This is a genomic window from Nitrosomonas sp. (genome assembly GCF_040256045.1).
Taxonomy (GTDB): Bacteria; Pseudomonadota; Gammaproteobacteria; order Burkholderiales; family Nitrosomonadaceae; genus Nitrosomonas.
This window is the reverse complement of the sequence record NZ_JBDZWD010000014.1, coordinates 15,903-37,287: the sequence shown is the minus strand read 5'-3', so window position 1 is coordinate 37,287 and position 21,385 is coordinate 15,903. Positions and strand designations below refer to the sequence as shown.

20 protein-coding genes are annotated in these 21,385 nt (G+C 48.5%); 15 read left to right on the top strand and 5 right to left on the bottom strand.

Annotation, left to right across the window (positions count from 1 at the left end; translation table 11 throughout):
- Positions 1–37: 37 nt before the first annotated feature.
- Both ABUL11_RS04355 and ABUL11_RS04350 read right to left on the bottom strand, forming a co-directional pair.
- Positions 38–1,315, bottom strand: a complete 1,278-nt coding sequence (locus ABUL11_RS04355; protein ID WP_350282640.1) for a cytochrome c — start codon at positions 1,313–1,315, stop codon at positions 38–40.
- The gene (locus ABUL11_RS04350; RefSeq protein ID WP_350282639.1) at positions 1,312–2,031 is read right to left on the bottom strand and encodes a c-type cytochrome; all 720 of its coding nucleotides are present in this window, start codon (positions 2,029–2,031) and stop codon (positions 1,312–1,314) included. Before ABUL11_RS04350 ends, ABUL11_RS04355 begins: the two co-directional genes overlap by 4 nt.
- Positions 2,032–2,120: 89 nt before the next feature.
- On the opposite strand from ABUL11_RS04350, the gene ABUL11_RS04345 reads away from it, so the two are divergent.
- Entirely contained in the window at positions 2,121–2,546 is a 426-nt protein-coding gene (locus ABUL11_RS04345; protein ID WP_350282638.1) for a DUF3293 domain-containing protein, read from the top strand.
- On the opposite strand, the gene ftsH is transcribed toward ABUL11_RS04345, so the two are convergent.
- Complete coding sequence (gene ftsH, locus ABUL11_RS04340; RefSeq protein WP_350282651.1) at positions 2,529–4,376, bottom strand: ATP-dependent zinc metalloprotease FtsH; 1,848 nt, start codon at positions 4,374–4,376, stop codon at positions 2,529–2,531. The two genes, ABUL11_RS04345 and ftsH, sit on opposite strands and share 18 nt — an antisense overlap.
- Positions 4,377–4,554: 178 nt before the next feature.
- Here ftsH and ABUL11_RS04335 point away from each other — a divergent pair, with 178 nt between their 5' ends.
- A complete protein-coding gene (locus ABUL11_RS04335; RefSeq protein WP_350282637.1) occupies positions 4,555–5,661 on the top strand; it encodes an S-(hydroxymethyl)glutathione dehydrogenase/class III alcohol dehydrogenase in 1,107 nt (368 codons plus the stop codon).
- Between the two features lie 12 nt (positions 5,662–5,673).
- Positions 5,674–6,537, top strand: coding sequence for an S-formylglutathione hydrolase (fghA, locus tag ABUL11_RS04330; protein ID WP_350282636.1), 864 nt, complete (start codon positions 5,674–5,676; stop codon positions 6,535–6,537).
- Between the two features lie 154 nt (positions 6,538–6,691).
- On the opposite strand, the gene ABUL11_RS04325 is transcribed toward fghA, so the two are convergent.
- Complete coding sequence (locus tag ABUL11_RS04325) at positions 6,692–7,867, bottom strand: type III PLP-dependent enzyme (RefSeq protein WP_350282635.1); 1,176 nt, start codon at positions 7,865–7,867, stop codon at positions 6,692–6,694.
- 389 nt (positions 7,868–8,256) lie between these two features.
- Positions 8,257–8,430 carry a hypothetical protein gene (locus ABUL11_RS04320; protein ID WP_350282634.1) on the bottom strand — a complete coding sequence of 58 codons (174 nt, stop codon included), beginning with the start codon at positions 8,428–8,430 and terminating at the stop codon, positions 8,257–8,259.
- Here ABUL11_RS04320 and ABUL11_RS04315 point away from each other — a divergent pair.
- From ABUL11_RS04315 to ABUL11_RS04260, 12 genes are all read left to right on the top strand, one after another.
- On the top strand, positions 8,429–8,695 hold the full coding sequence (locus ABUL11_RS04315) for a PepSY domain-containing protein (protein ID WP_350282633.1): 267 nt from the start codon (positions 8,429–8,431) through the stop codon (positions 8,693–8,695). The two genes, ABUL11_RS04320 and ABUL11_RS04315, sit on opposite strands and share 2 nt — an antisense overlap.
- A 281-nt stretch (positions 8,696–8,976) precedes the next feature.
- Positions 8,977–10,320: a 30S ribosomal protein S12 methylthiotransferase RimO gene (gene rimO, locus ABUL11_RS04310; RefSeq protein WP_350282632.1), complete on the top strand. Its 1,344-nt coding sequence runs from the start codon at positions 8,977–8,979 to the stop codon at positions 10,318–10,320.
- A 577-nt stretch (positions 10,321–10,897) separates the two neighbouring features.
- Complete coding sequence (locus ABUL11_RS04305) at positions 10,898–11,713, top strand: hypothetical protein (protein ID WP_350282631.1); 816 nt, start codon at positions 10,898–10,900, stop codon at positions 11,711–11,713.
- 312 nt (positions 11,714–12,025) lie between these two features.
- Entirely contained in the window at positions 12,026–12,367 is a 342-nt protein-coding gene (locus ABUL11_RS04300) for a BolA family protein (protein ID WP_350282630.1), read from the top strand.
- A 53-nt stretch (positions 12,368–12,420) separates the two neighbouring features.
- A complete protein-coding gene (locus ABUL11_RS04295; RefSeq protein ID WP_350282629.1) occupies positions 12,421–13,050 on the top strand; it encodes a LemA family protein in 630 nt (209 codons plus the stop codon).
- 44 nt (positions 13,051–13,094) lie between these two features.
- Entirely contained in the window at positions 13,095–13,949 is an 855-nt protein-coding gene (locus tag ABUL11_RS04290; protein ID WP_396956325.1) for a TPM domain-containing protein, read from the top strand.
- Positions 13,950–14,104: 155 nt separating this feature from the next.
- Positions 14,105–14,605 carry a TPM domain-containing protein gene (locus tag ABUL11_RS04285; RefSeq protein ID WP_350282627.1) on the top strand — a complete coding sequence of 167 codons (501 nt, stop codon included), beginning with the start codon at positions 14,105–14,107 and terminating at the stop codon, positions 14,603–14,605.
- Positions 14,606–14,847: 242 nt separating this feature from the next.
- The gene (locus ABUL11_RS04280) at positions 14,848–15,420 is read left to right on the top strand and encodes an RNA polymerase sigma factor (RefSeq protein WP_350282650.1); all 573 of its coding nucleotides are present in this window, start codon (positions 14,848–14,850) and stop codon (positions 15,418–15,420) included.
- Positions 15,420–16,109: a DUF3619 family protein gene (locus ABUL11_RS04275; protein WP_350282626.1), complete on the top strand. Its 690-nt coding sequence runs from the start codon at positions 15,420–15,422 to the stop codon at positions 16,107–16,109. Before ABUL11_RS04280 ends, ABUL11_RS04275 begins: the two co-directional genes overlap by 1 nt.
- A gap of 118 nt (positions 16,110–16,227) precedes the next feature.
- Complete coding sequence (locus tag ABUL11_RS04270; RefSeq protein ID WP_350282625.1) at positions 16,228–18,540, top strand: cyanophycin metabolism-associated ABC transporter; 2,313 nt, start codon at positions 16,228–16,230, stop codon at positions 18,538–18,540.
- A complete protein-coding gene (locus ABUL11_RS04265) occupies positions 18,537–19,004 on the top strand; it encodes a cyanophycin metabolism-associated DUF1854 family protein (protein ID WP_350282624.1) in 468 nt (155 codons plus the stop codon). Before ABUL11_RS04270 ends, ABUL11_RS04265 begins: the two co-directional genes overlap by 4 nt.
- 90 nt (positions 19,005–19,094) lie before the next feature.
- Entirely contained in the window at positions 19,095–21,362 is a 2,268-nt protein-coding gene (locus tag ABUL11_RS04260; protein WP_350282623.1) for a cyanophycin synthetase, read from the top strand.
- Positions 21,363–21,385: the final 23 nt, after the last annotated feature.

The following is a 21,385-nucleotide window of genomic DNA, read 5'->3' as shown; positions in this document are numbered from 1 at the left end:
CACATCGACTCTCCTGTAATCATCTCTTTCACGTACTTTAGAACTCATTTCCCCGGCTGCTATCGACATCTTCCGGGCTGACCAGGCTGCCCAAATTACCCCAGGCATTTCTGATGTAGGAAACTACCCAGGCAATTTCATGATCACGAATGATGTGCTGGAAAGGTGGCATCCCGTAAGGGCGGGGATTACCAGCCGTAGCAGGTGAAAATCCTCCATACAGCACACTGCGGATGGTATTCAGTGGTGAAGTCATAGTGACACTGCGATTTCCCGCCAGAGGCGGGTAGACTCCCGGTACACCTTCCCCTGATTTACCGTGACACCCCTGACAGTGTTTTACATACACGGGTTCACCCAGAGCCAGATACCTGCTTACACGTTCCGGCATGGGCGGGATTTTTCTCGAGGATTCCTCGCTACGCTTTTCACCCAGTGATTGCAGGTAAACCGCCACTGCACGCATATCCTTCGTTGACAGATATTGCAGGCTTTGCCGGACGATTGTTGCCATCGGGCCGGAAGTCACAGCATGGTCAGTCACCCCGGTAGAAAGCAGTTTGGCAATCTCGTCGACCGACCACTCTCCCATCCCTGCTTCACGCTGGGAAATTAGAGATGGCGCATACCAGTAAGTGCCCATGATTTCACCACCTGCCAATTTGTCATCCTGACTTGCTCCCCATACATTGCGGGGAGTATGGCAAGCATTACAGTGCCCCAGCCCCTGCACCAGATAATTGCCGCGATTCCATTCTTCGCTTTTAGAATCATCCGGCTCATAGACTCCTTCCTTGAAATACCAGGTACGCCAGAGAAACAGAAGAAACTGATTATCGTATGGAGGTGTGATTTTATGAGGTGGATTGGTCTGTGTTACGGGCATCAGTGAACGCAGATAGGCAAAAATTGCATCGGCATCCTGACGTGTGACTTTGGTATATTCAGTATACGGGAAAACAGGGTACAGATAGCTGCCATCCCTGCCCTTACCATAATGGAGTGCCTGCCAGAAATCTTCTTCACTCCAGTGACCAATACCTGTTTCACTGTCTGGCGTGATATTCGGGGTGATAAACTTGCCAAAAGGAGTTACCAGTTCACGTCCGCCAGCATACGGTTTTCCTCCCCGGGTAGTATGGCAGCCCATGCAGTTGCCGGCACGAGCAAGATATTCCCCCCGCTGAACTTGCTCCGCATTGGAATCGGCTGAAGGCTGGGCTGCCGCAACAGATGATAGCGGCAATAGCATGCTCACTATGAAAACTGCGACCTGCTGTTTTCCGGCAAGTCTGAATTTACTTGGTTGTTTCATCGGGTAAAACCCTCTCCGGATAAAGTAGTCTGACAACGCTGGGTAAGTTCCGTGGTCAGTATTTCTGTTTCTGCCGGCTCAGCCGTTATCGGTTGGGCAGGTAGCCACACAGTCAGCGCATTTACTTCTTCTTGGGAGAGTTTTCTGGCGATTTCGGACATGCAATCCGGTATTTGTCCCCGCATGCTCCCACCGTTACGCCAGCCCCCAAATTGCGCTGCCACATAGGCGTGAGGCAGACCGAGTAAACTGGGAATAAACGGTTTTACGCCCATCAGCGCTTTCCCATGACAGGCACTGCATGCAGGGATATCCCGTTCAGGGTCACCTGAATGAATCAGGGTTTCCACTGTCTGTGTTTCCTCAGGTGAAAGCGTATTTGCTGCGGCTTCTGGATAAGGGTATTTCAGAGAAGAAAAATAATGTGCGATCTCGAGCAGATATTCATCCGACAGATTTTCCAGCAAAATTGCCATGGCCTGGTAATAGCGTCGTCCATCGCGGAAATTGCGCAACTGATTAAACAGATAACCGGCAGGTTTGCCCGCAATCCGCGGGTAATATGCATCCCGCCCCGCCCTGTCTTCATCACCATGACAGATCGTACAAGGTTTTACACGCTGTTCCAGTGTATCGGGCACTAAAGGCGATACCGGTTCCTGCGCATTGATCAAACCTGACCCCATCGCTAACAGAATAAACACAATAAACTTCATTTACATTCAACCAATGAAAAATAATCAGAAAGACTTGTACAATCAGTGCTTTACTAATCTTTTTATACAAAAACTCACATAAAAATACAATGCCATCCACTCTTCCGGAAGAATTAGTCAGGCATTACCTGGCCGCACAATATCAGGTATGGATCGATGCCTCTCTGGTTGTCCTGCAGATTGGCTGTCAATCCGCACCACTGGCAGCACTGTTGCAAGCTACCGGTAATCGGAGTGCAGTATACGTTACTGCCTGCAACCCGGCCGGTGAACTGGTTTCTCCCCAAGAAAACCAGTTTGCCATGGCCCGATTGTATGAAAAACTTCTCTGTTATTCAAATCACATATATCGAGGCGCAGGTATTGATCCCGATGGAAAATGGCCTGCCGAAGAGAGTCTACTCGCACTGGGCATCGACCTTTCCACCGCCAAGAAAATTGGTGATGAATTCGGGCAGAATGCACTCATCTGGATAGATTCTGACGCGATTCCATGCTTAATTCTGCTGCGCTGAAGGATTCGTGTCTGTTTCCTCTCTGAGAATATTGTGCTTGAGCGCCAGCAATTCCGCCTGATTCAGGGTTTCAGTTTCCAGTAATTGCTGCGCAGTACGATCGAGCAAAGCACGATTCTTGATCAGAATCTGGCTGGCGCGTTCAAGCGCCATATCAAGCAGTGAACGCACAGCCTGATCAATTTTATTAGCTGTTTCTTCACTGTAGTCACGGCCTTGGGATACAGGAAAACCGGATTGCAGAAATGCCATTTGTTCCCGGTCATATACTACCTGCCCAAGCGCATCACTCATGCCATAACGCAGTACCATTGCACGGGCAATATCGGTAGCACGTCCCAAATCATCAGAAGCACCAGTGGAAATTTCGTCGAATACTACTTTTTCTGCTGCACGCCCGCCCAGCAATACCGCCATTTTATTTTCCAGTTCTTTGCGTGTCATAAGAAAACGATCTTCAGTGGGACGCTGAATGGTATAACCCAATGCACCGATTCCGCGCGGAATGATCGAAACCTTATGTACTTCATCCAATCCCGGTAGGGCAAGTGCTACCATGGCGTGGCCCAGTTCATGATAAGCAACTGTCCGTCTTTCTTCCGGGTTGAGCAGACGGTTTCTCTTCTCCAGGCCAGCCACGATCCGCTCAATGGCATTGTTGAAATCATCCATAGCCACAGCCAGGGCGCCCCGCCGGGTAGCCAGCAATGCGGCTTCATTGATCAGATTGGCCAAGTCGGCACCCGTAAAACCAGGTGTCAGTGCTGCAATCTGTTCTAGATTCACATCGCTGTCCAGCCTGATTTTACCAATATGAACGGCAAGAATCTGCTCACGGCCTTTTTTATCAGGCCGATCCACCAGTACCTGGCGATCGAAGCGCCCTGCGCGCAGCAAGGCTGCATCCAGTATTTCCGGGCGGTTGGTCGCTGCAAGCAGAACAATTCCACTGGAAGGATCGAATCCATCGAGTTCAGCCAGCAGTTGATTCAATGTCTGCTCTTTTTCATCATGACCGCCAAATCCGCCCGCACCACGTGCACGCCCGAGCGAATCCAGCTCATCGATGAAAATGATTGCCGGTGCCATCTGGCGGGCCTGTTCAAACAGATCACGTACCCGGGCAGCTCCTACTCCGACGAACATTTCGACAAATTCCGATCCGGAAATCGAAAAGAATGGCACATGCGCCTCTCCGGCCACAGCTCGGGCCAGCAAGGTTTTACCGGTACCTGGCGGCCCGACCAGCAGTATGCCTTTGGGCGCCCTCCCGCCCAATCTACTGTATTCCTTAGGATTCTTGAGAAAATTGACGATTTCGACCAGTTCTTCCTTGGCTTCATCCACTCCGGCAACATCGGCAAAGGTTACCTTGGTTTCTTTTTCCACATATACTTTGGCGCGACTTTTACCGATCGACATCAGGCCGCTTCCCATCATGCCCTTATTCATTCTCCGGATGATAAACAGCCAGATACCGATGAAAACAGCCATCGGTACAATCCAGGAAAGGAGATCACGCAACCAGGTACTCTGGACGACACCCGTATAAGTGACATTGTGTTTATCCAGCATCTCCGCCAGATCCGATTCAACCCGGGTAGTGACGAATTCGGTAAATTTCTCGCTAGTTGATTCCTTGAGGGAACCAAAGATTTGTTTATCAGTAATGGCTACTTCGGATATCTTGTCCTGTTCCAGCAGTGTCTGGAAGCGGCTGTAGGGAATCGGTTCGATTCGCGTATATTGGTTGTAAAGGTTCTGGATGAAGAGAATGCTGAGTATTGCAATCAGCACGTACCAGAAGTTGATCTGCGCCTTCTTGTCCATGGGTGACTGGTTATTCATGATTCCTCTCTTTTTCATCTGATTTTATTATTCTGTATGGCTGTGAATCATACAGGGCTGAAGGAAAATCCAAAACGGATCTTTGCTCCAGGTTGCACGATCGTATCAGTTACATACAATGACTACTTTCGACAATAAATTTAACAAAGGATTACCCTTAATGAAAACACGTGCAGCAGTTGCCTGGCAGGCTGGCCAGCCCCTTACAATCGAAGAAGTCGATCTCGCCGGCCCCCGTGTTGGCGAGGTACTGGTCGAAATCAAGGCAACGGGTATCTGCCATACTGATTATTACACGCTTTCCGGCGCCGATCCGGAGGGTTTGTTTCCTGCCATTCTCGGCCATGAGGGTGCCGGTATCGTGGTCGAAGTGGGTGCAGATGTTAAATCGCTCCGTCCAGGTGACCACGTTATTCCTCTATACACACCAGAATGCCGGGAATGCAAGTTCTGCCTCTCACGCAAAACTAATTTATGCCAGGCAATCCGTGCGACACAGGGACGCGGCTTGATGCCGGACGGTACTTCACGCTTCTCCCTCAACGGCAAACCTATTATGCATTATATGGGCACTTCGACTTTTTCCAACTATATTGTCGTTCCTGAAATTGCCCTGGCGAAGATCCGTGAAGATGCCCCTTTTGATAAAGCCTGTTATATCGGCTGTGGGGTAACCACCGGCATTGGTGCGGTACTGTTTACTGCTAAAGTGGAAGTCGGGGCAAATGTTGCCGTATTCGGACTGGGAGGAATCGGCTTGAACGTCATCCAGGGTGCACGCATGGCGGGTGCTGACAAAATCATCGGTATTGATATCAATCCTGAACGGGAAGTACTGGGTCACCAGTTTGGTATGACTCATTTCATCAATCCGAGTCAGGTGGAAAATGTAGTGGATGCAGTGATACAACTTACTGACGGCGGTGCAGATTACAGTTTTGAATGTATCGGTAATACCACAGTCATGCGTCAGGCTCTGGAGTGCACACACAAAGGTTGGGGGCGCAGCATCATCATTGGCGTAGCCAAAGCCGGTGCCGAGATCAGTACCCGGCCATTTCAGCTCGTTACCGGCAGAAAATGGGAAGGTTCTGCCTTTGGTGGAGCACGCGGCCGCTCAGATGTGCCGCGAATCGTCGACTGGTACATGGATGGCAAAATCAGCATCGACCCGTTGATCACACACACATTGAAACTGGAAGAAATCAATGAGGGCTTCAAGTTGATGGAAGCAGGCGAATCGATTCGTTCAGTAGTCATTTTCTAAGCGAACGGTGATATGACTGTCAAATTGGAAATTCGAAACCAGCATCGCTGTTTTGAGGGTGTTCAGGGCTATTATCAGCATCATTCAGAGATTATCGGTCTGCCGATGCGCTTTTCGGTATATGAGCCGCCACGAGCCCGGGAATCCGGAGAACAACGGTTCCCGGTCCTTTTTTTCCTCGCCGGGTTGACCTGTTCGGAGGAGACTTTCATGATCAAGGCCGGTGCTCAACGCTACGCTGCTGAACTGGGACTGATACTGGTCAGCATGGATACCAGTCCGCGCAATACTGGCATCCCGGGAGAAGCGGAGGATTGGGAATTTGGAACGGGAGCAGGATTCTATCTCGATGCCACCGAATCACCCTGGTCCAGATATTTTCACATGGAAAGCTATGTAACGAGGGAATTGTATGACATTATCCTGGATCAATTTCCGGTTGATCCTGAACGTGTTGGAATTTTCGGCCATTCCATGGGAGGACATGGGGCTCTGACACTGGCACTGCGCCACCCCGGACATTATCAGTCCGTCTCGGCATTTGCGCCGATTGCAGCACCGGCTCAATGCCTCTGGGGACAAAAAGCGTTCAGCCGATATCTGGGAGAATCTCCTGCAAACTGGCGTAAACACGATGCTACTGCACTGATTGAATCAGGCTGCCGATTACCGACTCCCCTGATTGATCAAGGGCTGAACGATCCTTTTCTGAATGATCAGCTACACCCCGGTTATTTTGAAGCAGCCTGCCAGCAAGCCGGACAGCCCCTCATACTGCGCCGCCATGCCGGATATGATCACAGCTATTTCTTTATCAGTACTTTCATTGAAGATCATCTGCGGCACCACTACACCTGGCTGATACCAAACGGCTAGGAATAAAAAATAGTGGAAACGCTTCAAGTAAACGACCGAACGAGCGTTCATTCGGCAAAACTGGCTAGAACGGTAATGCTGAATTGATCAGAAATGGCGGCAGATCAGTATGAGGATTGCCGCCATTTCCACAGTAATGTCATTTTCCGGACGATCAAATCACAACGACGTCCGGTAATGGAAAACCATTGAAATTACTTGCGTAGGAAGTCGTGTAGGCACCTGCATTGGGAATGAAAATGAAATCATTTTCCTGAATATCCTCAGGCAGCATTTCATCGTGCATGAGTACGTCTACGGAATCACAGGTAGGTCCGGCAACCGACCAGGGAATCGGGGAGCCATTACGCTGGGTCAGGATCTCGTAACGCAGCCCCTCGCTCACTTCGATAATGCCGCCAAATATCCCGGCATCCCAGTACATCCAGCGTTTGCCATTACGAGTGGCCGTACCGACCACACGACATACAAAACAGGCTGAATCAGAAACCAGATAACGTCCAGGTTCAGCCATGACACGAATATCTTCCGGCAAGTCGGCAATCGCTTCGTTGATGACTTCTGCGATGATCTCGATAGAGGGAATCGGCTTGACATAACGTACCGGATACCCCCCCCCCAGATTCAACAAACGTGGTTTGAGACCGGCCTCGCGCATATTGGCAAACACAGTCTGGGCACGCTCGATTCCTACCCGCCAGTTCTGCGGGTTGCGACACTGAGAGCCCACATGAAAAGTAACACCCGCCAGATCAGCTTTCAGCCTGACCGCTTCATCGATGATCTCGCTCACATCGACCAGATGAGTTCCGAATTTTCCTGCCAGCGGCCAGTCACTGCCGATATTAGGAGTATCGATACGTAAATACAGTTTGGCATCCGGTTTGATACTGACGATCTTGCGCAGCTCCTCGATGCTGTCCAGCACGTACCATTCCACGCCTTTCGCGGCTGCGTATTCGATATAAGTACGCGATTTCATCGGGTTACTATAAAAAATCTCGGCAGCCGGTACCCCCAGGCTCATCAAAAGATCGAGTTCAGCGATGGAAGCAATCTCGAAACCCACCCCTTCCTCGATCAGTGTTTTCAATACACGTGGATCAGGATTGGCTTTGGCTGCATAGTGCGGGCGCACGCGCGGCATGGCTGTCTTGAATCGTCGGGCTTTGCTACGAATGATATTACTGTCGATCAGCAGGAAGGGTTTCTGGTAACCCTGTTTCAACCTGGCTTCCACCAGGGGAAGATCGATAGTGACTTCAGGATGCGTATCGAAAACGATACTGGTTTCTGTTTGTTGTTGTACTGCGGCGAATGATTTTTTCATGAAAGTTTCTCCTGGAAATTGCTACGTTTCGGGGATATGAACTTGAACCCAGTCAGTCTGAATACACAGGTTTATTTTGCTTCTCATGATGACCTCCTTATGGGCTGCAGAAATTTCTAAAGGGACGCATTATATGCTTGATTTTCCCAGAATCAAGTATTTTTTAAAATTATTTTTATCAAAAAAAGTTTTTAATAATCATGATATTAGAATCAAAAAATTAGATATCATTCTTTGCATATCGTCCTGAACGCACCATGATTTTTCAACCGGCAGTTCTGACTGGAAAAAAAGTCAAATATCAACCTGTTTGATGTGCAATTTTCTCTGCCATCGTGACAGGAAAAATTTAAAAATTTGATGCAAACACCTCGATCACAGATCTATATCTATTCCTCTGCTGTAACCTGATCCACCCAAAAATAGTCGTATGGAACATCTTGCGATACTTCCTGCGTGAAGGAATCATTTGCATCCGAAACAGGTACAGGACTACTATCCTGAACAGTCAGTTCTGCAGAAGGACTGACATCTATACAGATAAACCAGAAGGAGATGATCATGAAGAAAATTGGTGGTGCTACCGTTTTCACTGCAATCATGTTGCTTTTTTCGTTCAACAGCGCGTTTGCCGATAGTGAAGGATTGCCGGCAGATCGTGTCATTACTGCTATCCAAACCGCAGTTGCAGCCAGCCCGGGGCTTATTCACGAAGTTGAAGTCGATCAAGAGCATGGAAAATTGATCGTCGAGATAAAAATTATCAATGCCACCGGTCAAAAAATCAAAGTAAAGATTGATCCGGAAAAGAATGAGGTAATACGTTAACGTTATTCACCGATAGTTCGGCAAGTCGAACAGAAAATTTCACTCCACTCTACTTGCCGAATTATCCGCGTTACTTCTCTTCTGTAAAAATTCCTCAAATAGAAATGCTCCCTGTCTGTTAATGCTTCTACTGGAGTCATTCAATAGTCATTCAATAATGCCTACGTGATTGAATGGGCAGAAACCTTGTGTAATGGATTTCCTGCTGGCACCATATCGCCTATTTATTCGGCGCCTGATAATCGGGTAGTGGATCATCATTACTTCATACGGAAATTTGAATGACATCTGTTTCATCCGCAACAATACAACCGCCTAAAATTCCACGTGTCGGCTTTGTTTCACTGGGTTGCCCCAAAGCTACCGTAGACTCCGAACGAATCCTGACCTGCCTGCGGGCTGAGGGCTATCTGATTTCGCCCAGCTATGCCGATGCCGATCTGGTCGTCGTCAATACCTGTGGTTTTATCGACAGTGCTGTGGCGGAGTCACTGGAAACAATCGGTGAAGCGCTGATGGAGAATGGCAAGGTAATCGTGACCGGCTGCCTTGGTGCAAAAGAAGATGTGATTCGGCAAGCGCACCCCAGTGTACTGGCAGTGACCGGCCCGCAGGCAACCGAGGAAGTGATGCAAGCCATCCATCATCATCTGCCCAAGCCACATGACCCCTATCTCGATCTGGTACCGCCACAGGGAATCAAGCTGACGCCGAAACACTATGCCTATCTCAAAATTTCCGAGGGCTGCAATCACCGCTGCACATTCTGCATCATCCCCAGTATGCGCGGTGATCTGGTCAGCCGGCCGGTGGGTGGCGTATTGCAGGAGGCCCAAAGCCTGGTCGATGCCGGTGTCAGAGAATTGCTGATCATTTCCCAGGATACCAGTGCCTACGGGGTGGATATCAAATACCGGACCGGTTTCTGGCAAGGCAGGCCCATCCGCTCTCGCATCACTGAACTGGCACGTGCGCTGGGAGAACTGGGTATCTGGATACGCCTGCATTATGTCTACCCCTATCCGCATGTCGATGAGTTGATTCCACTGATGGCGGAAGGCAAGCTCCTGCCTTATCTGGATATTCCTTTTCAACACGCCAATGAACGCATACTCAAGCTGATGAAGCGTCCTGCCAACAGTGAAAATGTACTGGCACGAATCCGTCAGTGGCGCTCTATTTGTCCGGATATTGCATTACGCAGCACTTTCATCGTCGGTTTCCCGGGTGAAACCGAGCAAGAATTCGAAGAACTGCTGGCTTTTCTGGAAGAAGCACAACTCGACCGGGTGGGTGCATTTGCCTATTCACCAGTCAAAGGCGCGGCTGCCAATGCACTGCCTGATCCTGTTCCTCCTGAAATACAACAGGAACGTCTGGCCAGGCTGATGCAATGGCAGGAAGAAATCAGTAAAAAACGCCTTGCTGGAAAAAAAGGCCGGATGCTCAAAGTACTGGTGGATACAGTGGATGAAAACGGCGCAATTGCCAGAAGCTATGCTGATGCACCGGAAATAGATGGTGTTGTTTACATTGATGATGCCTCAACCCTTAAACCAGGCGATTGGGCAGATGTTCGCGTTATCGATACTGACATCCACGATTTATGGGCAGAGAAAATCTGAAGTCCATTCAAAAATGTACGGGCCAGTTTAATACTGGTCCGTGCTATCCAGAAAAGAACCCTCTGAATAATTCAAACTTATTTTTACGGACTATAGATAAAGATCACTGGCATTGCTAAGTGTTAGCGCCGAAGCCATCCAGTACCTCGTTTACAAGTAACTGTTTCTGATTGGGCAGTAGTGCTTTTGCATTGAAACCATGCCATATATCAGCAGCTCGTTACCAAGACCGGAATCTTCTCCGGTCTCAGACACAAACTTTCCCTATACCTCCCCGCACAAATCAAGATTCCTGGCACCTCGCACAAGGGATTCAGATTATCTCTTTATAGCTAAAAGATCTTTATCAAAAACCACTGTACGAATCAAAGACTGTCAAGAAAGTTTACAAGAAGAAAATTACTCTGCTTAGCTACTTCCATAAATCAAGAAAATATTCATTAATATCATATATATAAAATATTTACGCAAATATGGCATGCAATGTGCTTTTTATCAATCAAGGTTATTCAGGACTAATCCCTCATTAACTCTGGCAGTCGTAAAAAACAAGAATTTTTAATCAAGGAGATTTACCATGAAGAAAGCGCTCATTGCAGCAGCGTTATTTGCCGCAATCGGAACAGTACACGCTGATCCAATTACACTGACCCGTACATCTATACTTGGGAATGGAACTACAGGGACTCTTCCCCATAGTTCATCATGGTCGGGCAATCCATGGAATCAGGGAAAACCCATTCAAGGAAACGTATATGCAGGAGAATTCAAGTTTAAAACAGCTGAAGGATTAGATTTCTACGCATTCTGTGCTGATATTTTCCATGCACTAAATCCTGCAGCAACAACATACCAAATGGATGCCTTAACAGCAGGAAGTGTTGCTGGTATTGGTTCTTGGGAAATTGCACGACTTGGTTATTTATTTGATAACTATGGCAGCTACCTTGATGATCCGACAAAAGGAAAAGAATTAGCGGCATTTCAGCTCACAATGTGGGAAATCCTATTTGAAAATGGCAACACACAAGGCAATAAGAACGGAAGTCCACTTTCAACTGGCAATTTTAAAGTGAATGGATTTGGTGATGCAGACAATCTGGCAAATACATGGATAAAAGATATTTATGACAATGCTGAAAATGGCAAAGAAAGTGAGTTGTATGATTTGTTTTTCCTGACATCAAGTTCTACTTGTGTTAGCAAATATACAAGTGGTACTAAAAAGGGACAATGTCGAGAATGGTCACAGGATTCACAAAACCTGATTTCCTGGAAAACCAAACCGGAAGATCCACAAGATCCAAATGAAATACCCGAACCCATGCCGCTGGTTCTTCTGACCGCTGGTTTACTGGCACTTGGATTCACCAGAAAGCTGCGCCGCTGCTAACCTATCGGGCCGGAAATAATTCTCCGGCTCGAGGGAAAGTATTTCTAAAACAGTTTTTTGGGCGAGTCATCGTATTTATGACTCGCCTCCTGCCTCCTATTTACCCGGTATATTTTACCGTTATTCTCCGCCTGGTTTGTCTCTACCCCCGTCAAAAAAGAACAGAATTCGCTTGGTATATTGATTAATATCTATAGCTTGTAAGAAAGATTGATAATTTCCACGACTGGTTGAACCCGCTTTTCATGAAAAAGTCTCAATGGAAGCACATCAGTTTGAACCAAGGAATAACAACAGGAAATCAGGACAAACATGACGGATATGAAGAACCGGATCGAGAACAGCCTGCAATCATTGCAGCCACAGTTTCTGGAAGTGATCAACGAGAGCTATCGACACGCTGTACCGGAGGGGTCCGAATCCCATTTCAAGGTGACGATCGTTTCCGACGCATTTGATGGCAAAACGCTCGTGGCGCGTCATCGGCTGGTCAACACCACGTTGACACAAGAAATCATCCGTTCAATTCATGCGCTGGCGCTGCATACACTGACACCTGCAGAGTGGCAAACTCGCAACGAAACAGCATGCGAATCCCCTCCCTGCCTGGGTGGCTCGATTGCAGAAGAACGAGCTGGAGCCAGAAAGAAATGATTTTCTATAAATAAATGTACTGATTGTTTCAGGAAAAATCTGGAGAAAGGATCATGCGCAAACTGTTAAATTTTCTGACGAATTTTCTGGCACCTGTCTCTCTGCTGATTTCAGTATCAATGCTGGGCGGTTGTGGTTACAACACATTGCAATCCACCGATGAGCAAGTTCAATCGGGCTGGTCAGAAGTGCTCAACCAATATCAGCGCCGAGCAGATCTGATCCCGAATCTGGTCAATACCGTAAAAGGTTTCGCTGCTCAGGAAAAAGAAGTACTGCTGGGTGTGACCGAAGCTCGCTCCAAAGCCGGCAGTATTCAGATATCACCGGAACTCATCGATGATCCTGAAGCCTTTGCCCGATTCCAGAACGTCCAGAGCGAGCTGACCAGTGCGTTGTCGCGATTGCTGGCTATTGCGGAAAACTATCCGCAGCTCAAATCAGATGCAAACTTTCGCGATTTGCAGGCACAGTTGGAGGGGACAGAAAACCGCATTGCGGTCGCTCGCAATCGTTACATCAAGACCGTTCAGGAATACAACGTGACGGTACGCTCGTTTCCGAGCAATCTTACCGCGATGATGTTCGGATTCAAGGTAAAACCCAACTTCACGGTAGAGAATGAAAAAGCACTCTCCACTCCACCAGCAGTCGATTTTGGAGCACCTGCCACCGCACAATGATCGATACTTTCCGATATTCTCATAAAATCATGCGATATCCGGTCATGATCCGCTACATCAATCTACTATCTCTGGTACTGCTACTCACCTTAGCCAACAGTACGCTGGCTGAAATCGCCATACCGTCGCTCAAATCACCTGTCACTGATCTGACAGGAACACTCTCCAGTATGGAAATTTCCCGTCTGGAACAGCAACTGGCCGATTTCGAAGCGAAAAAAGGCAGCCAGATCGCCCTATTGATCATCCCGACCACGCAACCCGAAACCATCGAACAATATTCGATACGGGTAGCCGAGGCGTGGAAACTCGGTCGCAAAGGTATCGATGATGGTGTATTGCTGCTGGTTGCCAAGAACGACAGAACTCTGCGTATCGAAACGGGCTACGGGCTTGAAGGAGTTTTACCGGATGCCCTTGCCCGGCGCATCATCGATGAAATTATCGTGCCGGAATTCAGGCGGGGTCATTTTTCTGGTGGATTACATGCGGGAGTCGAACAGATCATCAGCATCATCGAAGGCGAAACTCTGCCAGAATCTGAACCGACTGGTGGAACGAACCTGGCAGTAGAAAATATCATCCCCCTTCTATTCATTGCACTGGTATTGGGAAGGACGCTTCAATCCCTGTTCGGCAGAATGGCAGGTGCCACGATCACGGGTTCGATTGCAGGTGCCCTCACCTGGCTGATTTCATCCTCGATCGCGATTGCTTTACTCATTACCATTGCGATATTTGTTATCAGCCTGTTTGAACAGACCGGGAGAATCATACATCGGAGGGGACCTGGACACAGAAACTGGCCTGGAGGAGGTTTCTCCGGCGGAAGCTTCGGAGGGGGATTCCGTGGTGGTGGAGGTGGTTTTGGGGGCGGTGGTGCTTCAGGAAGGTGGTAATGAGAACCTGTTCAAGATCTCGATCAAGGGATGCAATGCAAGGCAAAATTGAATGAAGAAGCGGAGCATATTCAAAGTAGGTGAGCATTTTGAGTTCAATTTCAACGCCGCAATACGCCCTTCAATGAGATATTGAACAGATTCTGAGGAGAAATATGGATCCTATGCGTATCCTTCGACATCTCATCACCGGCCAGTTGGCCGTAAAACGGGCGTTTCCCCCTGCTACGCTGACAGTGATTGAACAGGCCATCGCACACTCTGAAACCCTACATGGGGGTGAAATCATCTTTGCGGTGGAGGCCTCACTCGATCTACCGCTGTTGTTGCAGAATCAGATTATTCGTGAACGAGCCATCGATGTATTTTCCCTGCTGCGGGTATGGGACACCGAACATAACAATGGTGTGCTGATTTATCTGCTGATGGCAGATCATGATGTAGAAATCGTAGCGGATCGGGGTATTCACGCCAAAGTCGATCCAGTCATCTGGGAAACAGCCTGCGATGCCATGAAAACCGCCTTTAAACACGGACAGTTCAAACAGGGCGTTCTTGCCGGCATCGATCTGTCAACCCGGGTTTTGCAGCAATTCTTTCCAGCCAGCACGGACAAAAGAAAAAGTGAACTCCCCGACAGGCCGGTGGTATTGTGATCACGCCGATCAGCCAGATCTGTAAGATTAAAAACAATGTGAATCAGATCTCGATGTAACTGTTTCATTACCGGAAAAGCTATAATACCACTCGTCTTAGCTGCATCTTCCCGTACTGGATAAAGCGCACCATAATAGTGTAAAAACCACGTGAAGAATCCGTGTAAGAAACGAAAACCATCAGGTAGCAGCGCTACTGAAAATAATTCACAGGCATATTGCAAATTTCAAGGCGGGCTATTCTGGCTACTCGGCAAGAACTCTCTGATTTCCTGAGCGAAGTCGAGCTACGTGCATACAAGCAAGCATTATTCGCCGTACAGGATGAGCATGCCGCACTGGATATCGTGCAGGATTCGATGATGAAACTGGTCGAGAAATATGCACACAAGCCACTCACCGAACTTCCCCTTCTGTTTCAGCGAATTTTGCAAAATACTATTCGTGATTTTTACCGGCGGCAGAAATCCCGTTCACTCTGGGTGACCCTGTTCTCATCGTTCATGCCTGATTCGAATGAAAAAGAAACCGGATATTCGGATATTCCCGAGTCACTACCGATAGCACAGGATTCCAGCCATAGAAATAATCCCGGTACCGCAGCAGAGCAATCCGAGCTCATCGAACTGATCAGCAAGGCACTGGAAACTTTACCACCACGTCAACGGGAAGCCTTTCTGCTGCGTTACTGGGAGGAGATGGATGTAGCCGAGACAGCAAAAATCATGGATTGCTCGGAGGGAAGCGTAAAAACGCATTGCTCGCGTGCCGTACACACACTCGCTGCCCTGCTGGAAAGTAAAGGAGTCAAATGATGAAGGAAGAGGAAAAAACAGGAAAAGCCATAGCAAAGTTGTTGATTCACAGCCTGAACGACATTACCCCAGGCACTTTGTATCGTCTGCAGACAGCACGTAGAGCTGCTCTGGAACATTATCAGCCAGCAGAAAAAATGCTTCATGCGGGTGTTGGAATTTCAATCCAAGGTGGGCACCACTGGTTTTCTGCACATGCCGGCAGATTGATACTGACAGCAAGCTTGCTGCTTTTTCTCGCAATTCACAGCTATTGGCAAATGAATAACAGGATCGAAGACACCGGACTCACTCCGGTAATTCTTATCAATGATTTATCAATCGAATCACAGGAAATCGAGGATACTGTCAATGACTATGAAGCTGCCGGGGAAGATACTGTTGAAGAAACAATTTCCCGTAAAAATGCTGATAATAGTGAGTACGACGGTAAAACCGACACCTCAGAAACTGAAGTTGATGCCAATGACACAGCAGGTTCCGATAATATTACTGATTCCCTTGATTCCACTGAGATTCAGGATACTGAAAATACAGATGAGCCCCTTCATGCTGCTGGAGATGATCAGCAATCCGCAATAGAAGAAGATACTGAAATTACCAGCGAGCACTTACAGAATTCTAAAAATACAGCTGATTCTCATGATACAAAAAATACTCAAGATTCAATCGATACGATCAATGAATGATGTATTTTTCAGTAACATTGAATAAATGACCGGATTGACTCCGGTCATTTTCTTCAAGCAGCACACTATTCCAGCAACAGTCGTTTCCACATTACGCCAAACTGTCTTTTTATGATCAATGCAATCCAACACTAGCGATCTGTCTCATACACTCCCTCCTGATTTTCCACTACACTGGCAAATACAGATCGGTTCTATATTACATGAGCATGAACAGATTCATGCATGGCTGGAAATCGATCTCGATAGCCAATTGAACTTTTCATCCGGGCTGATAGCAATTACCGCCCACCGAATTCTCGCCAGAATGGCAAATGATGAAAACTGGCAGGCATGGCCTTATCGGCAAGGCATGAGACTGACTTATCAGGATCATGCCGGCGTTTGCAGCATCGAATTGTCCAATACCCATGCGCGGCTTGCCTGCTGGTATTGCACGCTGAGCAGGAATCAGGCGGTGGATCAACTGATCACTTGTTTTTCTCGGCTGATTGCTGCAAATACCACCCAACCAGATGATACTGCGGCAGAACTGACCGGAAACAACGATGCAGATAACGAACTTGCTTCAGCGGAGGATAGCGAGAGCTCCCCTGCCAGCGATCAGGAAGCAACTGCTGCCCCACCCTCCACCTGGATACTGTTCCGACTCTGGCGTTTTGCCAGGCCCTACAAATGGCAGTTGTTCACCGGTTTCATACTGATGCTGGGCAGCACCGCAGCCGCACTGGTGCCACCCTACCTGACCATGCCGCTTATGGATAATGTGCTGATTCCATATCAGAATGGCCATCCAATCGATATCGATCTGGTGACGTTCTATCTGTCCGGTCTGCTGGCAGCAGCCATTCTGGCCTGGATACTGGGCTGGTCACGTACTTATACGCTGGCCAGAGTATCAGAGCGTATCGGCGCAGATTTGCGAACGACGACTTATGAACATCTGCTCAAACTTTCACAAGCTTATTTCGGCGGTAAACGTACCGGTGATTTGATGGCACGCATCGGTGCGGAAACGGATCGGATCAACCTGTTTCTTTCACTTAATCTGCTCGATTTTGCTACGGATGTGCTCATGATTACCATGACCGTCATCATCCTCATATCGATCAATCCATGGCTGGCGCTCATCACACTACTCCCCCTGCCGATCATTGCCTGGCTGATTCATCTGGTTCGTGACCGGTTGCGCGTCGGTTTTGAAAAAACCAATCGAGTCTGGGCCGAAGTCAATAATGTTCTGGCGGACACCCTACCCGGCATCCGGGTCGTCAAGGCATTTGCGCAGGAGGAAAGGGAAATCGAGCGTTTTCATACAGTCAACCAGCGCAATGTGGAAATCAATGATCGTGTCAACAAAGTCTGGGCACTATTCACTCCCACGGTAACGTTACTGACGGAATGCGGCTTGCTGGTTGTATGGATTTTCGGTATCTGGCAGGTATCGCAGGATCACATCACCGTTGGTGTACTCACCGCCTTTCTAGCCTATATCGGTCGCTTCTATCTGCGGCTGGATTCAATGAGCCGGATCGTCTCAGCCACACAAAAGGCAGCAGCCGGAACCAAACGGATCTTCGATATTCTCGATCATGTTTCCAGTGTTCCTGAACCGGTAAAACCCGTTCATCTGCCGGCGATGAAAGGCCATATCGAGTTACGTCACATCAGTTTTCGTTACGGGACACGCCGGGTTATCCAGGATTTGAATTTCACGATCGAACCTGGCGAAATGATCGGACTGGTCGGGCACAGCGGTTCGGGCAAAAGCACTCTCATCAACCTGATCTGCCGTTTTTATGATGTCACTGATGGCTCCATTCTGATCGATGGTGTCGATATCCGTGCCCTCCCCATCACAGAATATCGGAAACATATCGGGCTGGTACTGCAGGAACCCTTCCTTTTCTTCGGCACCATTGCCGAGAATATCGCCTATGGCAAACCCGGTACTTCCCGTAGAGAAATTATTGCAGCAGCCCGTGCTGCCCATGCTCATGAATTCATTCTGCGCCTGCCTTATGGTTATGATTCCCTGGTGGGAGAACGCGGACAGGCATTATCGGGTGGTGAAAGACAACGTATTTCCATTGCCCGGGCGTTACTGATCGACCCGCGCATCCTGATACTGGATGAAGCCACTTCGTCAGTCGACACTCAAACCGAGCAGGAAATTCAGGGAGCACTCGATAATCTCGTTTCCGGTCGGACAACCATTGCGATTGCCCATCGTCTGTCAACCTTGCAGGAAGCAAGCCGGTTGATCGTACTGGATCACGGCAGAATCGTGGAAACAGGAAACCACGAAGAATTGATGGCTCGCCAAGGATATTATTACCAGCTTTATCAATCTCAGTCACGCAGCAGTGACGATGAAAATCAACCTGACACATCCGAAAAAATAATGGATACCAGAGGAAGCCGTGTATGAATCTGTCTGACTGCCAACTGAGCCGAAATGCCTTTGGCAAACTGGTCGTCACGACAAAGGATCAGATCCATGAAGGTGTAGTACCTGTGCGCGCATTCCCGATCACTGCCGTCAGCGAAGGAGTTGCACTGGTCGATGGCCATGGCCATGAAGTGATCTGGATAGACAGTCTGGCCGAATTACCCGAAACAGAACGTATTCTGATTGAACAAGAACTCGCCAGCCGTGAATTCATGCCCGAGATAAAGCATATCGACAAGGTTTCAAATTTTGCCACGCCCAGCATCTGGCAGGTACAGACAGATCGAGGAGAAACCTGTTTTACCCTCAAGGGAGAGGAAGATATACGCCGGCTGTCACCTACTACACTGCTGATTACCGATAGCTGCGGCATCCATTTCCTGATTCGCGACCGGTCAGCGTTGGACCGCCACAGCAATAAGCTGCTGGATCGTTTTCTTTGAATTTTATTTCTTCAATATCTGTGTTTCTGCTGTAAACCGATTTGGCATATCGCGCGTTAATTGAGGGGTGTACATTCAGTTCCTCCCTTCATGTCAACTCCTACCGCAATTCGTACTGATCTTCCTGTTCACAGTACTAAAGATCTCAAGTTTCTTGAAATACGTTATCTGAATGGCCCCAATATGTGGACATATCATCCGGTTCTGGAAGCAATCGTCGATATTGGCGAGCTCGAGAATTATCCATCAGATACGATTCCCGGTTTTTATGAGCACTTATCATCATGGCTACCCTCACTGATCGAGCATCGCTGCAGTTATGGTGAGCAAGGCGGTTTTTTGCGCCGTGTTCGAGAAGGCACCTGGCCTTGTCACATTCTTGAACATATCACGCTTGAATTGCAGAATCTCGCCGGAATGCGCGGCGGATTCGGTCGGGTACGTGAAACCTTGACTTCCGGGGTATACAAGCTAGTCGTCAGTGCGTGGCATAAGGAAATAACGCTCAAAGCATTGTATCTGGCACGAGAATTGGTACTGGCCGCAATGGGATTTGATCAGGTAGAGCCGTCTTACGATGTGCAGCATGCTATCGGACAGTTGCATGACATGATCGATTCGTACTGGATCGGCCCTTCTACTGCCTGCATTGTTGACGCCGCTGCTGCTCGCAATATTCCATCGATCCGCCTGCTGGACAAAGGTAATCTCATTCAACTGGGACAAGGATCACGCAGCCGATACATCTGGACAGCGGAAACAGATCAGACCACGGCTATCGCCGAAAGCATTTCGCGTGACAAGGAGCTGACCAAATCACTGTTGCGATCCTGTGGTGTGCCTGTCCCGGCAGGACGTATCGCGACCGACCCGACCGATGCCTGGCTGGCCGCTGAAGACATCGGTTTGCCTGTCGTGCTCAAACCCGGAGATGGAAACCACGGGCGGGGTGTCTTTATCGAGTTAAACAATCGTGATGAAATCGAATCTGCTTTTCCGATTGCTCTGAAGGAAGGTAGTGATGTGCTGGTTGAGCGCTATATTCCCGGAATCGAGCATCGCCTGCTCATCGTTGGCAAACGACTTGTCGCTGCTGCACGGGGAGATTCAGTTTTTGTTACCGGAGACGGTATTTCCACCATTGCAGAACTGATACAAGATCAGATCAATTCTGATCCGCGCCGGGGTATTTCTGAAAATCATCCACTCAATTTCGTCGAGTTGGATAACGCGATTCGCATGGAGCTTGCACACCAGGGTCATACCAGCGATTCCATTCTGTCCCCCGGAACAAAAGTACGAATACAACGCAATGGCAATCATGCAATCGATATCACCGATGAAGTCCACCCGTCTACAGCTGAGCTGGCTGTACTGGCTGCTCGTATCGTCGGTCTGGATATTGCCGGAATCGACCTGGTTGCAGAAGATATTTCACGCCCGCTTGGCGAACAGGGAGGTGCTATCGTCGAGGTCAACGCGGGGCCCAGTCTGCTTATGCATATCAAACCTGCCATCGGTAAACCGCGACCGGTAGGTGAGGCAATCATCGATCAACTGTTTCCAGAACCGGATCAAGGCCGTATTCCAGTCGTTGGCATTACCGGCAGCAGAGACATGACGACTGTTGCTCATCTTGTCGCCAGTCTGCTCACACTGTCAGGCAAGCGTACCGGTCTGGCGTGCAGCAGTGGACTTTATTTAGATCACAAAAAAATCGATCACAGCAACTGTGCCAATCATATATCAGCTCGCCGTATTCTGATGAATCGTACTATTGAAGCGGCTGTTTTCGAAAATGGCTTCAGAACCATACTCGAAGAAGGTCTGGCATATGACAGCTGTCAGGTAGGTATCGTGACACGAATCGAGCCTGCATTGCACTTTGACGATCAGTGGATTGATACATCTGAACAAGTTTTCAAGGTGCTCAGAACACAAGTCGACATCGTTTCTCCCACCGGAGGTAAAAAAGAAGATATTTCACCAAAGGTCATATTGCCAACCGGTGCCGCTATTCTAAATGCTGAAGATCCCATGCTGATTCAGATGGCGGATCTATGTCAGGGCGAAGTCATTTACATCAGTTGTGATCCTGTCCTACCCGTGATCAATCTCCACCGCCAGGAAGGCACAGGCCCGACCCGAGGAAAACGTGCCGTCATTGTGCGCAACTGGGAAATCCTGCTGATCGATGGAGCTGCTGAAACAGCATTGATCAGGTTGGATGAACTGCAGGCAAAAATCGGCCATCCTGTAGAAACAGCACTGCTGCTGGCAAGTGTCGGAGCAGGCTGGGCATTGGGTATGTCACCCGATCTCATTCGCACTGGTTTGATCGCATTCCTGCAACACTAGGAAAAGCAATCCTCCGTTTACCA

Excerpts from the sequence above, each read along its gene's own strand:
- ABUL11_RS04315 (WP_350282633.1), top strand. The coding sequence starts at position 8,429 with ATGAAGAAAATTGGTGGTGCTACCGTTTTCACTGCAATCATGTTGCTT.
- ABUL11_RS04260 (WP_350282623.1), top strand. The coding sequence starts at position 19,095 with ATGTCAACTCCTACCGCAATTCGTACTGATCTTCCTGTTCACAGTACT.
- ABUL11_RS04325 (WP_350282635.1), bottom strand. The coding sequence starts at position 7,867 with ATGAAAAAATCATTCGCCGCAGTACAACAACAAACAGAAACCAGTATC.
- ABUL11_RS04265 (WP_350282624.1), top strand. The coding sequence starts at position 18,537 with ATGAATCTGTCTGACTGCCAACTGAGCCGAAATGCCTTTGGCAAACTG.
- ABUL11_RS04290 (WP_396956325.1), top strand. The coding sequence starts at position 13,095 with ATGATCCGCTACATCAATCTACTATCTCTGGTACTGCTACTCACCTTA.
- ABUL11_RS04300 (WP_350282630.1), top strand. The coding sequence starts at position 12,026 with ATGACGGATATGAAGAACCGGATCGAGAACAGCCTGCAATCATTGCAG.
- ABUL11_RS04350 (WP_350282639.1), bottom strand. The coding sequence starts at position 2,031 with ATGAAGTTTATTGTGTTTATTCTGTTAGCGATGGGGTCAGGTTTGATC.
- ABUL11_RS04335 (WP_350282637.1), top strand. The coding sequence starts at position 4,555 with ATGAAAACACGTGCAGCAGTTGCCTGGCAGGCTGGCCAGCCCCTTACA.
- fghA (WP_350282636.1), top strand. The coding sequence starts at position 5,674 with ATGACTGTCAAATTGGAAATTCGAAACCAGCATCGCTGTTTTGAGGGT.
- ABUL11_RS04305 (WP_350282631.1), top strand. The coding sequence starts at position 10,898 with ATGAAGAAAGCGCTCATTGCAGCAGCGTTATTTGCCGCAATCGGAACA.
- ABUL11_RS04355 (WP_350282640.1), bottom strand. The coding sequence starts at position 1,315 with ATGAAACAACCAAGTAAATTCAGACTTGCCGGAAAACAGCAGGTCGCA.
- ABUL11_RS04285 (WP_350282627.1), top strand. The coding sequence starts at position 14,105 with ATGGATCCTATGCGTATCCTTCGACATCTCATCACCGGCCAGTTGGCC.
- ftsH (WP_350282651.1), bottom strand. The coding sequence starts at position 4,376 with ATGGACAAGAAGGCGCAGATCAACTTCTGGTACGTGCTGATTGCAATA.
- ABUL11_RS04345 (WP_350282638.1), top strand. The coding sequence starts at position 2,121 with ATGCCATCCACTCTTCCGGAAGAATTAGTCAGGCATTACCTGGCCGCA.
- rimO (WP_350282632.1), top strand. The coding sequence starts at position 8,977 with ATGACATCTGTTTCATCCGCAACAATACAACCGCCTAAAATTCCACGT.
- ABUL11_RS04295 (WP_350282629.1), top strand. The coding sequence starts at position 12,421 with ATGCGCAAACTGTTAAATTTTCTGACGAATTTTCTGGCACCTGTCTCT.
- ABUL11_RS04320 (WP_350282634.1), bottom strand. The coding sequence starts at position 8,430 with ATGATCATCTCCTTCTGGTTTATCTGTATAGATGTCAGTCCTTCTGCA.
- ABUL11_RS04270 (WP_350282625.1), top strand. The coding sequence starts at position 16,228 with ATGCAATCCAACACTAGCGATCTGTCTCATACACTCCCTCCTGATTTT.
- ABUL11_RS04275 (WP_350282626.1), top strand. The coding sequence starts at position 15,420 with ATGAAGGAAGAGGAAAAAACAGGAAAAGCCATAGCAAAGTTGTTGATT.